At 37.2% G+C, this 12730-nt stretch carries 12 protein-coding genes and 1 riboswitch; of the genes, 9 read left to right on the forward strand and 3 right to left on the reverse strand.

Annotated elements, in window-relative coordinates; all coding sequences use genetic code 11:
- Window positions 1-26 precede the first annotated feature (26 nt).
- The 3 genes from IGL37_RS03265 (at window position 27) to IGL37_RS03275 (ending at window position 3990) form a co-directional block, all read left to right on the forward strand.
- A complete protein-coding gene (locus tag IGL37_RS03265) occupies window positions 27-1418 on the forward strand; it encodes an amino acid permease (protein WP_002355812.1) in 1392 nt (463 codons plus the stop codon).
- 187 nt (window positions 1419-1605) lie between these two features.
- Window positions 1606-3615, forward strand: a complete 2010-nt coding sequence (metG, locus tag IGL37_RS03270) for a methionine--tRNA ligase (protein WP_002355813.1) — start codon at window positions 1606-1608, stop codon at window positions 3613-3615.
- A 99-nt stretch (window positions 3616-3714) separates the two neighbouring features.
- Complete coding sequence (locus IGL37_RS03275; RefSeq protein WP_002361374.1) at window positions 3715-3990, forward strand: hypothetical protein; 276 nt, start codon at window positions 3715-3717, stop codon at window positions 3988-3990.
- Between the two features lie 58 nt (window positions 3991-4048).
- On the opposite strand, the gene IGL37_RS03280 is transcribed toward IGL37_RS03275, so the two are convergent.
- Together IGL37_RS03280 and IGL37_RS03285 are read right to left on the reverse strand one after the other, a co-directional pair.
- Window positions 4049-4654, reverse strand: a complete 606-nt coding sequence (locus tag IGL37_RS03280) for a hypothetical protein (protein WP_033918000.1) — start codon at window positions 4652-4654, stop codon at window positions 4049-4051.
- 120 nt (window positions 4655-4774) lie between these two features.
- A complete protein-coding gene (locus tag IGL37_RS03285; protein WP_033918001.1) occupies window positions 4775-6997 on the reverse strand; it encodes a HelD family protein in 2223 nt (740 codons plus the stop codon).
- Window positions 6998-7131: 134 nt separating this feature from the next.
- Between IGL37_RS03285 and IGL37_RS03290 the strand changes: the two genes are divergently transcribed.
- The 4 genes from IGL37_RS03290 (at window position 7132) to IGL37_RS03305 (ending at window position 10135) form a co-directional block, all read left to right on the forward strand.
- The gene (locus IGL37_RS03290; protein WP_002376119.1) at window positions 7132-7902 is read left to right on the forward strand and encodes a TatD family hydrolase; all 771 of its coding nucleotides are present in this window, start codon (window positions 7132-7134) and stop codon (window positions 7900-7902) included.
- Window positions 7899-8483, forward strand: a complete 585-nt coding sequence (gene rnmV, locus IGL37_RS03295) for a ribonuclease M5 (protein WP_002358848.1) — start codon at window positions 7899-7901, stop codon at window positions 8481-8483. The genes IGL37_RS03290 and rnmV overlap by 4 nt, the downstream gene beginning before the upstream one ends.
- Window positions 8484-8501: 18 nt before the next feature.
- Window positions 8502-9389 carry a 16S rRNA (adenine(1518)-N(6)/adenine(1519)-N(6))-dimethyltransferase RsmA gene (rsmA, locus tag IGL37_RS03300; protein WP_002358849.1) on the forward strand — a complete coding sequence of 296 codons (888 nt, stop codon included), beginning with the start codon at window positions 8502-8504 and terminating at the stop codon, window positions 9387-9389.
- A 128-nt stretch (window positions 9390-9517) separates the two neighbouring features.
- Window positions 9518-10135: a hypothetical protein gene (locus IGL37_RS03305; RefSeq protein ID WP_002355821.1), complete on the forward strand. Its 618-nt coding sequence runs from the start codon at window positions 9518-9520 to the stop codon at window positions 10133-10135.
- 50 nt (window positions 10136-10185) lie between these two features.
- Here IGL37_RS03305 and IGL37_RS03310 read toward each other — a convergent pair whose 3' ends face one another.
- Window positions 10186-11289, reverse strand: a complete 1104-nt coding sequence (locus tag IGL37_RS03310) for an ABC transporter ATP-binding protein (RefSeq protein ID WP_002355822.1) — start codon at window positions 11287-11289, stop codon at window positions 10186-10188.
- Between the two features lie 185 nt (window positions 11290-11474).
- Here IGL37_RS03310 and mgsA point away from each other — a divergent pair, with 185 nt between their 5' ends.
- Together mgsA and IGL37_RS03320 are read left to right on the forward strand one after the other, a co-directional pair.
- Window positions 11475-11897: a methylglyoxal synthase gene (gene mgsA / locus IGL37_RS03315; RefSeq protein WP_002355823.1), complete on the forward strand. Its 423-nt coding sequence runs from the start codon at window positions 11475-11477 to the stop codon at window positions 11895-11897.
- A 66-nt stretch (window positions 11898-11963) separates the two neighbouring features.
- Window positions 11964-12131: riboswitch (THF riboswitch) on the forward strand.
- A gap of 30 nt (window positions 12132-12161) precedes the next feature.
- The gene (locus IGL37_RS03320) at window positions 12162-12710 is read left to right on the forward strand and encodes a folate family ECF transporter S component (RefSeq protein ID WP_002385065.1); all 549 of its coding nucleotides are present in this window, start codon (window positions 12162-12164) and stop codon (window positions 12708-12710) included.
- The last annotated feature ends 20 nt before the right edge of the window (window positions 12711-12730 follow it).

Raw genomic sequence — 12730 nt, forward strand, 5'->3', positions numbered from 1 at the left:
CTTATTTTTTTTACGGGGGTAAACACATGTCTATTTTCAGAAAAAAAGAAATCACTGTGCCTGTCAATGACAGTGGTGGGATGAAAAAAAATCTTAAGACGATGGACTTAATTTTTCTAGGAATTGGGGCTGTAGTAGGAACAGGGATTTTTGTTGTGACAGGTGTCGCAGCGGAACGCTATGCAGGTCCAGGGCTCGTCTTATCATTTCTGGTAGCAGCAGCCGCGATTATTTTATCTGGTTTATGCTATGCAGAATTTGCATCACGTATTCCGGTCATTGGTGGGCCGTATGCCTACATGTATGTGGTCTTTGGAGAAATTGTGGCTTGGATGACTGGTTGGATGATTATTTGTGAGTTTTTCTTGGCGGTTTCATCCGTTGCTTCAGGTTGGTCAGGCTATGTCCATGGCTTTTTGGATAGCTTAGGTTTTTCTTTGCCGCAAGCGTTAAGTGGCGCTTATAATCCAACAAATGGTACATATATTGATTTGATTGCCATGTTGGTCGTTGTAGCCGTAACTTTTTGGGTATCTTTAGAAGCGAAAACAGCGTTACGTTTAAATAACTTAATGGTTTTCGTGAAGTTTGGGATTATTTTATTATTTGTTCTCGTGGGAATCTTTTATGTGAAACCAACGAACTGGCAACCATTTATTCCTTATGGTTTTTCAGGCGTTTTCAGTGGTGCTGCTTTAGTTTTCTTTGCCTTTCTAGGGTTTGATGCGGTCAGCATGGCCGCGGAGGAAGTGAAGAATCCGAAAAAAGATATTCCAAAAGGGATTATTGGTTCCATTATTATTTCAACATTGTTATATATTGTTGTTACGTTAGTTTTAACTGGGATTGTTCCATTTACGGATTTAGGGGTCAAGGATCCGGTGGCTTTTGCGATGCGCTTCATTAATCATGGCGCAATCGCGACAATCATTTCAGTTGGTGCTATTTTAACCTTATTAACAGTGACGATTGCGATGATGTACAGTTTAGCCCGTGTGATTTATGCGATTAGTAAAGATGGATTATTGCCGCAGTTTATGAGCAAAATCGATGAGAAGCGGCACACACCTAAGAATGCAACCTATGTAGCTGGATTTTTAGCAATGGTTTTTGCTGGGATTGTTCCAATGGAGATGTTGGCTGAACTTACAAATATCGTGACACTCTTTTATCTGATGTTTCTCGCTTTAGGAATTATCAAATTACGGACAATGAAAGGAGAACCGCAAGCAGGTGAATTTAAAGTGCCGCTTGTGCCGGTTCTACCATTAATTTCAATCGTGGTTTGCGCGGCTTTGATGTTCCAATTGTCTTTAGCTACTTGGCAAGTATTTGGCATAGCCGTAGTGATTGGTTTGGCTATTTATTTCTTTTATGGACGACACCATAGTATCGTTCGTTTCGAGACAAAAGAATAAAAATGAACGAAAAAAGAGAGGAATACTTGTCAAATAGACAGGTGTTTCTCTCTTTTCTTTCTGGCATTTTCTTCATTTTCAAGAGAAAACCGACAAGAAATATAGTTTAATAATGTCTAATTATGGTATACTGTTTAGGAGTAAATCCTGAGGGTTTAGGAAAATGACTAAAGGAGGTTTTTTCTGTATGTCACAGAAAGAAACATTTTATATTACCACCCCAATTTATTACCCAAGTGGGAAGTTACATATTGGGAATTCATATACAACAATCGCCTGCGATGCAATGGCCCGTTACAAGCGTTTAATGGGTTTTGATGTATTTTATTTAACAGGTGTGGATGAACATGGCCAAAAAATTGAAAAAAAAGCTGCTGAGTTGAATGTGACACCAAAAGAGTACGTTGATAAAATGGCAGCAGATGTTCAAAAATTATGGAAAACATTAGATATCAGCTATGATAAATTTATTCGGACAACGGATGATTATCACATGGCAGCCGTGCAACAAATTTTTGATCGTTTAGTAGAACAAGGAGATATCTACCTTGGAGAATATGAAGGTTGGTATTCAGTTTCTGACGAAGAATTTTTCACTGAAACACAATTAGCTGAAGTATATCGTGACGATGAAGGCAATGTCATTGGTGGGAAAGCACCAAGTGGTCACGAAGTCGAATTAGTTAAAGAAGAATCCTATTTCTTCCGCATGAGTAAATATGCGGATCGCTTGGTACAATATTACGAAGAACATCCAGAATTTATTCAACCAGAATCTCGTAAAAATGAGATGCTAAATAACTTCATCAAACCAGGATTAGAAGATTTAGCCGTTTCAAGAACGACTTTCTCTTGGGGAATTCCATTAAAAAATGATCCAAAACATGTGGTTTACGTATGGATTGATGCGTTATCAAACTATATTACAGCACTAGGTTATGGCTCAGAAGATGATTCATTATTCCAAAAATATTGGCCTGCGAACGTGCAAATGGTTGGGAAAGAAATCGTGCGTTTCCATACGATTTATTGGCCAATTATGTTAATGGCCTTAGATTTACCATTACCGAAAAAAGTCTTTGGACATGGTTGGTTATTGATGAAAGACGGAAAAATGTCTAAATCTAAAGGAAATGTTGTTTACCCTGAAATGTTAGTAGAACGCTACGGTCTAGATGCGTTACGTTATTATTTATTACGAGCAATTCCATTTGGTAGTGATGGCGTCTTTACACCAGAAGATTTCGTTTCTCGCTTAAATTATGATTTAGCTAATGACTTAGGAAACTTGTTGAATCGAACAATTGCGATGATTAATAAATATTGTGATGGCAAAGTACCAGCCTATGCTTCAAAAGTTACCCCATTTGATAGTGAACTATCGACAACTGCGGCGAATGTTATTGGAAAATATCATGAAGCAATGGAAAAAATGGAATTTAATACGGCCATTGCAGAAATCTGGACGCTAGTTTCTCGTGCAAATAAATATATTGATGAAACAGCGCCTTGGGTATTGGCTAAAGAAGAAGAGAAACGCAACGAATTAGAAAGTGTCATGATCCATTTAGCGGAAAGCTTACGAATTGTGGCAATCTTATTGCAACCAGTCATGACAGAAACACCAGGGAAAATTTTCGAACAATTAGGCTTAGATCCAGAAACAATGAACATGGAAAATATTCATTTTGGTGAGTTCCCAACAGACGTAACAGTAACAAGTAAAGGAACACCTATTTTCCCACGTTTAGAAATTGAAACAGAAGTAACGTATATTCAAAAGAAAATGTCCCAAAGCGAAAGTGCTACAGAAGAGGATATTAAATGGAATCCAGAAGAAACAACGTTGGTTTCAACGAAAGAAAAACAAATTAAGTACGATGATTTCGATAAAGTGGAATTAAAAGTTGCCGAAGTTATTGACTGTAAAAAAGTCAAAGGAGCAGATAAATTATTGCAATTCCGTTTAGATGCTGGAGATGAAAACCATCGTCAAATTCTTTCAGGTATTGCTGAATTTTATCCAGATCCAGCTGCGCTAATTGGCAAAAAAGTAGTCATTGTGGCTAACTTAAAACCAAGAAAAATGCGTGGTCAAATTAGCCAAGGAATGATTCTTTCAGCTGAATCACCAGAAGGGAAACTTCAAATTGTTGAAGCACCAAAAGAAATGCCAAATGGTGCAGGAATCGCATAAAAGCATAAGTAGTAAAGATAAAAGGTGAATTGTAACCTTTTATCTTTACTACTTTTTTTGTATACTAGAAGAAAAGTGATTTGATGTGGGGGAAGTTTGATGGCTTATCATAAATTTAAATTTTATGAGCAACGAAAAAATGATCCTAAATGGCGTCCGTATTATTTAGAAGCTATGAGAGTAAGGGAACAAGCACGGCTAACAGTTCAACGTAGAAAAAGAAGGGCAAGAATTAGAACCTTTTTAGTGGTTGCGATACTGGTTATTTTAGTTTTTCTGTTATTGGCTCATTGGACTTATTCACAAACAAATGAACTCTCTTTCTCCAGTTTTATCGACGTCCTAAAATCGAAAATCAACGAATTTTTAAATTAAAAGAATCGAAGAAAAGCCTAGAAAAAATCATTTGCGATTTTTCCTAGGCTTTTCTATTTTAGAGTTTCACTTTTTTAGGTATTCGTTTTTTACCAAAACGGCCTTTCGTTAGGCGACTTGGTAAAATGATCAGTAAGAGTGAAAAAGGGACACTAATAATTTGCCACGTGAGTAAACGGCCTAAGCTATTATTTTTATAGAGCCACTCTAATATAAAATGCAGCCCTAAAATACTTAACAAAGCCAAGCCTGTCAGGAAATAAGGCGTTGATACCCAGTCGGTCGTTTTCAAGAGATTAAAACCTAAAGGAATTAGATAAAAGTAAGCACTTGTTAAAGTAATACGCCAACTTTTCATAACAGTGCCTAAATTAATTATAAAAAAAAGTAAAGATAGGACTAAAGCAAAAGGTGGAAACAAAGCCGCTAACGCCGAATAGATGGTTCCCCAGACGAGCATTAAGGGACCTTTAACAATAGCGGCAATAAGTGTAAACAAGCCAATTAGGAGTAACTGCTGTGTCAGTGAGCCAAAGGTTAGCAAGCCAAATAAAATAAGCAGTAGCCAGTGCCAAATGGTTTGGTTTTGTTGTTTTCGCTCAATAGTTACATTTTTTTGGATAAAGGTTTTTAAAAAATTTTCTAAATCAGGTGATTGTTTCACCTTCTCACGCTCCTCTCAACTTAAGAGACAACAAACGAGTAGGTCTGCTAATTAAAAAGCAGTACCTACTCGTCTATTATAAGTGGTTTTTCTAAAAATAAAATCCGCCTTAAGTCTCAGTTACCGGGCTGCCAAGTAAGGTGTAAACCATTCAGAAAGTGTGCCGGTATAAGGTAAAACGACCCGTTTCATTCCACGAGAAATAGCAGTATACAGGATTTTTTTATCTCGTTTATTGTCGGAATAACGATTAACATTTGGGTTATGAAGAATTACATTATCAAATTCTAGACCTTTTGCCATATCAATTGATAAAACTTGCAGTGACGGATGCTCTTCCAATGAAAGAGAAGCACAGAGTTCTTTTGTTAATTGTTCTTTTTCTGCAAAAGTTTTAGTAATAATGGCGGTGCTTTCTTTCGAATCAAAGGTTGTAATGGAAGTGACGATTGCTTTAAGATAGTCAGACGCAGAGTCACAAGGAATAAATGTCGGCTTTTCTCCATCATGCCGGATGGGCACAATGGTTAATTGCTCTGGTTGAGTGCCTAATGTTTGGAAGAGTCGTGTAATTTCTTTACTTGAACGATAGCTGTTTAATAATTGATAGGTTCCAACAGAACGGCTGGTTTCGTTAACCAATAAATCATGGGCTTCAGAAAATTCAATGGCTGTATTAAAAATGGCTTGATTTTCATCACCAGCTAAAGTAAAACTAGCTTTAGGGAAAAGTGTCAGCAGTAATAATAATTGGGCTTCTGTATAATCTTGGACTTCATCGACTAGGATAAAAGCCATTTGCTGGTTGGCGAGGTTTTCAATAAATGCATGTTTCACCAAAATAAGGGCCACAATTTCATCGGCTGTGAAAACAGCTGTCTCTTTTTGATACGATTTTTCAGTGAATAAAGAATAAAACGTTTCAAAAAAGGCCCATTGATCTAGCCAAGCATCATTTTTAATAGCGGCAGTGATAGAGCGATATTTTTTCTTCAAACGTTTTAAAGCAAAATCAGCCAGATGTTTTTCATTATCTTCGGTAATCACTGTGCCAAAATAACGAACTTGTTCAGCTTCTGTTAAATCTTGGAATTGATCCAACATTTTTTTAGAATGGGCTTGTTTTAATAAGTACCGTGTCCAAAGACTGGTTAATTTTTCTTTTGTGGCTGAAATTCGTTGGCGAATACTCAAGTCAGCTGATGTTTCTTGATAAAGTTTAAAAATTGTTTCTGAAGTAAATAAGGTCTGCTTTTTAAAAGTTAAAGGACGGAAAAAATGTGGCTGCACAACCGCTTTTTCAGGATTGCTTAAAAGAAACGTTGCAAATTCTTTTGAACGAATAACGTGCTCTTGCTCCGTTGCCTCAGAGCGAGTAATGCGTTCGAAATAGTCCGTTTCTTCTTCCATTGGCCATGCTTCTTTGGTAGTGAAGCGTAAAAATTGTAAAAGAGTCAAATTCAAGGGATTTCGTTCGCCTAAATTCGGTAAAACTTGAGAAATATAATCAATAAATGTTGAATTTGGTGAAAGTAATAAAATATTATCCGCTGTAATTTCTGCTCGATGTTGATAAAGTAAATAAGCAATCCGTTGCATAATCGCAGACGTTTTCCCACTACCAGCAATCCCGTTGACTAGTAGGAGTGGCTGCGTTTCGTCACGAATTATTTGATTTTGTTCTTGTTGAATGGTTGTCGTAATGTCCTTCATATATGGAGAAGCATCTTCTTCTAAAGAATGCAATAACACATCATCTTGAATCGCAATGGTTGTGTCAAAATAGTTGATTAATTGATCTTTTTCAATAATTAACTGTCTTTTCAAATCAAGTTGTACAGGAATGGTTTGTTGATGTGCCGTGTAGGCTGTTTTCCCTAAAACATTGTCATAAAATAACGAAGCAATCGGTGAGCGCCAATCGTGAATGCGCGTTTCTTCTTCTAAAGAAGTAAAATCGTTTACGCCAATATAAAAGTTTTCTGGCTCTTCAGGGCTGTCTTCAAAAGTCACGCCAATTTTGCCAAAATAAGGAACTTGTAATAGGCGTTTCACTTTGTCTAAATTTTTAGCCGTTGCTTCATTTTTTAAGTTCCACTGATCAATTTCACGGTTCTTCATTTCCAACATGGCAAACGTTTCTAGATTATCGGCATAACTATCAAAATTCAGCTTAGAATCGCGACCAAATTCCTCTAGCATATGTTTGCCATCTTTCATTGTGTTCGCCAATTGCTCTTCGTAAACTTTTTTAGCCGCTTGCAGCTCATGATAAACCGTTGTTAAATGCTGTTGTTCATAAATTTTTTCATCGGTCATGGAGATTCCTCCTTTTAATAACATGACTGAATAGTATACGTTACTTTTAGCATAAATGCAAGCGCTGTTTATGAGGAAATGGCGAATCTTGTCGCCTAGTCATTCAGATTTTTCAAGAAATATGATAAAGTAGAGAGGAGATAAAGGAGGCAATCATAATGATTTTTGATACACATACACATTTGAATGCAGAACAATTTAATGATGATATTCCAGAAACGATTGCACATGCCCAAGAATTGGGTGTTACAGAGATGGCCGTGGTCGGTTTTGATGAACCAACGATTGAAAAATCTCTTTTACTTAGTCAGGAATATGCCAATATTTATAGTATCATTGGTTGGCATCCAACAGAAGCGGGTAGCTATACGCCAGAGGTTGAACGACGATTACAAGAACAATTAACGTTGCCAAAAATTGTAGCATTAGGTGAAATCGGTCTTGATTATTACTGGATGGAGGATCCTAAAGAGGTGCAAGAAAAAGTCTTTCGCCGTCAAATTGCGATTGCTCGGGAAATGAATTTACCGTTTAGTGTGCATACGAGAGAGGCATTAGAAGATACCTATCGAATTTTAAAAGATGAAAAAATTTCAGATATTGGTGGAATCATGCATAGTTTCAGTGGTGATGCCGAGTGGATGAAGAAATTTTTAGATTTAGGTTTGTATATTTCTTTTAGTGGAGTCGTAACGTTTAAAAAGGCATTGGATGTTCAAGAAGCGGCGATGGCGGTACCACTAGAAAGAATGTTGGTGGAAACAGATGCACCCTATTTAGCCCCTGTTCCTTATCGTGGTAAACGGAATGAACCAGGCTATACACGATACGTAGTGGAAAAAATTGCTGAATTACGACAACTAACCTTTGAAGAAGTGGCAGAACAAACGAGAGTCAACGCTCATCGCTTGTTTCGGATAGATAAATGAAAGAAAAAATGAAAGTTGCAGAAATCATTGTCGTTGAAGGAAAAGACGACACACGCCGCATTCAAGAGGTAGTTGCAGCGGATACGATTGAAACGATTGGGTCTGCTATCAATGATGAAATTTTGACACAAATTGAACACGCACAAGAAACGAGAGGCGTGATTATTTTTACAGATCCAGACTATTCGGGCGAAAAAATTCGTAAAACAATAATGGAAGTCGTTCCTGATGCAAAGCATGCTTTTTTATCAAGAAAAGTTGCAGTGCCTAAAAAAAATGGCGGTAGCCTAGGGGTTGAACATGCTAGTGATGAAGCAATTATTGAAGCCTTAAAAAAAGTCGTAACACCTGTTCAAGCTGATGAAGACTATCAAGAAATTCCTAGACAAACACTGGTTGAATATGGTTTAATAGCGGGAGCAAATGCAAAAAAATACCGTGAATTATTAGGAGATGACCTAAGAATTGGCTATACAAATAGCAAACAGTTAGTCAAACGGTTAAGCATGTTTCGGATTACAGAAGCAGAATTGAAAGAAAGCATGACACGTATTTTAAAAGAACTTGCAAACGAAGAATAACTACATGGAGGAACAAGCGTGACAGACTATAAAGAAATTGCCACACCATCCAGAACCAAAGAAATACTAAAAAAGCATGGATTTTCATTTAAAAAGAGTTTAGGTCAAAATTTTTTGACAGAGCCTAATATTTTAAGAAAAATTGTAGAAACAGCGGGAATTAATCAGCAGACAAATGTTGTCGAAGTCGGGCCTGGAATTGGTGCATTAACAGAGCAATTAGCGATGAACGCGGCACAAGTTGTGGCTTTTGAGATTGATGATCGCTTGATTCCTGTCTTAGCAGATACCTTAAGTCGCTATGATAATGTGACAGTGGTTCATCAAGATGTTTTAAAAGCTGATTTGGTTGAGACAACCAACCAAGTTTTTCAAGAGAAGTATCCGATTAAAGTGGTGGCTAACCTACCTTACTATATTACTACGCCAATTATGATGCATTTTTTAGAATCTTCTTTAGATGTAGCTGAAATGGTTGTGATGATGCAAAAAGAGGTCGCTGATCGAATTGCTGCTAAACCAGGAACGAAAGCTTATGGCTCATTATCAATTGCTGTCCAATATTTTATGGAAGCAAGTGTCGCCTTTATTGTGCCAAAAACGGTTTTTGTGCCGCAGCCCAATGTTGACTCGGCGATTATTAAATTGACGCGCCGTGCTACACCAGCAGTGACAGTGACCAATGAAAAAGAATTTTTCAAATTAACCAAAGCAAGTTTCCAATTAAGACGTAAAACATTGTGGAATAACTTAACGCATTTTTATGGGAAAGATGAACAAACGGTGGCTTGGCTAAAAGAGAGCCTAGCTGAAGCAGAAATTGATCCTTCTAGACGTGGTGAAACATTGTCTTTAGAAGAATTTGCTCGTTTAAGTAATGCTTTAGAAAAAAATAAACCAGTATAAAAAAGAACTTTCTGTTATTTTATGAGAAATAACAGAAAGTTCTTTTATGTGTCTTGACACATTGCGGCTGTTCAGCTACACTTGAGAAAAACAAAAAGGTGTCATGACACCTTTAGGAGGCAGTTTTAATGAAAACAAACTCAGTAAAACGTTTAACAATTTCAGCACTTTTAATTGCAATGGGGATTATCATTCCAATGGTTATGCCAAGAATTACCATTGGTCCAGCCAGTTTTACGTTAGCAAGTCACGTCCCAGTTTTTATTGCCATGTTTATTTCTCCAGTGGTGGCAATTGCGGTTAGTCTAGGAACAGGTTTTGGTTTTTTCTTATCCGCAACACCGATTATTGCTTTGCGGGCCTTATCTCATTTGATTTTTGCAGTCATTGGCGCAGTGATTTTACAAAAGCATCCAGAAATTTTAATCAATAAAGAGGGGAAATTCACTTTATTAAATGGGAAATTACAGTTGTTTAACGTGGGAATTGGAGTGATTCATTCCGCTGCCGAGCTAGTGGTTGTTTCTGTATTTTACACAATGGGCAACTTGCCAGGAACCTATTATACAGCTGGCTTCATGTATTCTATTTTTCTTTTGATGGGCGTTGGTGGATTAATTCATAGTTTGGTGGATTTCAGTATTGCCTACTTTTTAGCAAGTACCTTAAGTAAACATGTAGATATTCCAACTTTTACAGAAGCGAAACAACCCAAAGTGATAAAGAAGAAGGTTAAATTAGCATAAAGAGAAACAATCGAGGCATCCGTCACAATTACGGATGCCTCGAGATTTTTTTATTTAATGACTTCTTCTGTTTGAGGGTCGAAGAAATGTCCTTTGTTAATATCAAAAGCTAAGTCAATCATTTCACCAGGATGGTGGAAGTCACGAGCATCTACTTTTGAGATAAACTCTGTATCACCAATTTTTGTATAAAGCATGGATTCAGCCCCTAATAATTCAGAAACAACGACTTCAGATTTAATCACTGCATCTTTCATTGCCGTTAAAGCCACTTGTTCGCTATGAATATCTTCTGGACGAATACCGAAAATTAATTCTTTGCCTTCATAACCATGTTCAACAAGCTCTTTGTTTCTTCCTTCAGGAATTGCTAGCTTTAAGCCATGTTGGTTAGAAATAACCCCATTGTTTAAGGTAACTTTGAAGAAATTCATGGCAGGTGAGCCGATGAACCCAGCTACGAACATATTTTTTGGTGTATTGTAAACTTCTTTTGGTGAACCAATTTGTTGAATAAAGCCATCTTTCATAATTACGATTCGATCAGCCATGGTCATCGCTTCGGTTTGGTCATGTGTCACATAAATTGTCGTAGTTTCTAAACGTTGGTGTAGTTTAGCGATTTCAGCACGCATGGCTACACGTAATTTTGCATCCAAGTTTGATAAAGGTTCATCCATTAAAAAGACTTTGGCATCACGGACAATTGCCCGGCCAAGTGCAACACGTTGGCGTTGTCCACCAGAAAGCGCCGCAGGTTTACGTTGTAAGTACTCTGTTAAGCCCAGAATATCCGCAGCATTTTCCACCCGTTTTTTAATTTCAGCTTTATCATATTTTCTTAGTTTTAAACCAAAAGCCATGTTATCAAAAACAGTCATATGCGGATAAAGCGCATAGTTTTGGAAAACCATGGCAATATCACGATCTTTCGGTGCAACGTCATTCATGACTTTGTCCCCAATTGATAATTCACCTTCAGTAATATCTTCTAAGCCAGCAATCATGCGCAATGTTGTTGATTTACCGCAACCAGAAGGTCCGACAAAGACGATAAATTCACGGTCTGTAATTTCTAAGTTAAAATCTGTAACAGAATAATGTTCTGCATTGTCATATTTTTTATACACATTTCTAAGCGCCATTTCCACCATTTGATACGTCACTCTTTTCTTTTTGATTTGTTACTCATAGTTTAAATGAAAACGCTATCTTTCGGCAAGGGAGAGTTGCACAAGAAAAAGAAGACTTTTTCGTCAAGGTGACAAAGGGCAAACACTCTCAGCGGATTTATCGATAAACTTTTGTTATAATATAACAAAGACAGGAGTTGGATAACATGAAAATCGCTTTAATCGCTCATGATCGTAAAAAAACATTAATGATCAAACTAGCAACCGCTTATAAACATATTTTAGAAAAACATGAATTGTATGCAACAGGAACGACAGGCATGAAAGTGATGGAAGCAACTGGCTTACCCGTGCATTGCTTTAAATCGGGGCCATTAGGTGGGGATCAACAGATTGGCGCAATGATATCAGAAGACAACATTGATTTAGTTATTTTTTTAAGAGATCCTCTTTCCGCGCAACCGCATGAACCAGACGTGACGGCTTTGATTCGTCTAAGTGATGTCTATGAAATTCCTTTAGCGACCAATATCGGCAGTGCTGAAATTCTTTTGAGAGGTGTCGAGGCGGGGTTTGCGGACTTCCGTGAGGTTATCCATGAAGGGGATCGTCGACCGTTAGCTTTTTAGAGAACCTTAATGGTTATTTTGACTATTTTGTGGTATATTTTATGAGGACTTTTGTCCAAATAAAATAACAGAGTAGGAGACAAAGCGTTAAGTGCTAAAAGGATGGGATGTTGCCTTTTGGACGAAGAACATAAACAGTGTGTTGCTAGAAAGCAAAGGTTCTTACTTTGCTTATCATCAGAACAACACGTTCAGCTTTTTAATGTTCGCGGTTTTGTTTTCGCATTCGCTGCATGGTTCGTCATGTAGCAGCTCTTAGAGGAGATGCTAAAAATGACAAAGAAAAAATTTGGCACAAAATCCATTGCGTTAATGGGCGTACTCATTGCGGTGGTCGTTGTCTTTTCACGCTTTTTTGCGTATGAAACAACGTTTTTAAAAATCAGTTTCACGTTTATTCCAGAATCATTGATTGGGATGATTTTCGGACCTTTTTGGGCTGGAATCGGCACGGCGGTGGCTGATGTGGTAGGAATGCTGCTTTTTCCAAAAGCAGGCTATTTTCCTGGGTTTACTTTAAATGCCTTTTTGGCTGGTGCTATTTATGGTTATTTCTATTATAAGAAAGAAATGACATGGCAACGAGTGATTTTGGCGACATTGTTGGTCACCGTTTTAATTAATATCATTTTAACTCCTTTGTGGTTAAGTTTAATGTATGGCGTCAATCTAGCAAATTTTGCTTGGTGGGTGCCACGCTTAATTAAAACAGTTATTTTCTTTCCTATTCAAGTAATTGCCACTTATTATTTAGGCAATAAAATTCCCTTTAAACGTTTATTTGGAAAACCATTATCTGAATTAGATCAATAAATTTAAAATTAAAAGAGTCA

The organism is Enterococcus sp. AZ119 (assembly GCF_050546175.1).
GTDB lineage: Bacteria > Bacillota > Bacilli > Lactobacillales > Enterococcaceae > Enterococcus > Enterococcus faecalis.

Coding starts and splice junctions, on each gene's coding strand:
- IGL37_RS03285 (WP_033918001.1), bottom strand. CDS start 6,997: ATGTTATTAAAAGGAGGAATCTCCATGACCGATGAAAAAATTTATGAA.
- IGL37_RS03305 (WP_002355821.1), top strand. CDS start 9,518: ATGAAAACAAACTCAGTAAAACGTTTAACAATTTCAGCACTTTTAATT.
- IGL37_RS03320 (WP_002385065.1), top strand. CDS start 12,162: ATGCTAAAAATGACAAAGAAAAAATTTGGCACAAAATCCATTGCGTTA.
- rnmV (WP_002358848.1), top strand. CDS start 7,899: ATGAAAGAAAAAATGAAAGTTGCAGAAATCATTGTCGTTGAAGGAAAA.
- IGL37_RS03275 (WP_002361374.1), top strand. CDS start 3,715: ATGGCTTATCATAAATTTAAATTTTATGAGCAACGAAAAAATGATCCT.
- metG (WP_002355813.1), top strand. CDS start 1,606: ATGTCACAGAAAGAAACATTTTATATTACCACCCCAATTTATTACCCA.
- IGL37_RS03290 (WP_002376119.1), top strand. CDS start 7,132: ATGATTTTTGATACACATACACATTTGAATGCAGAACAATTTAATGAT.
- IGL37_RS03310 (WP_002355822.1), bottom strand. CDS start 11,289: ATGGTGGAAATGGCGCTTAGAAATGTGTATAAAAAATATGACAATGCA.
- mgsA (WP_002355823.1), top strand. CDS start 11,475: ATGAAAATCGCTTTAATCGCTCATGATCGTAAAAAAACATTAATGATC.
- IGL37_RS03265 (WP_002355812.1), top strand. CDS start 27: ATGTCTATTTTCAGAAAAAAAGAAATCACTGTGCCTGTCAATGACAGT.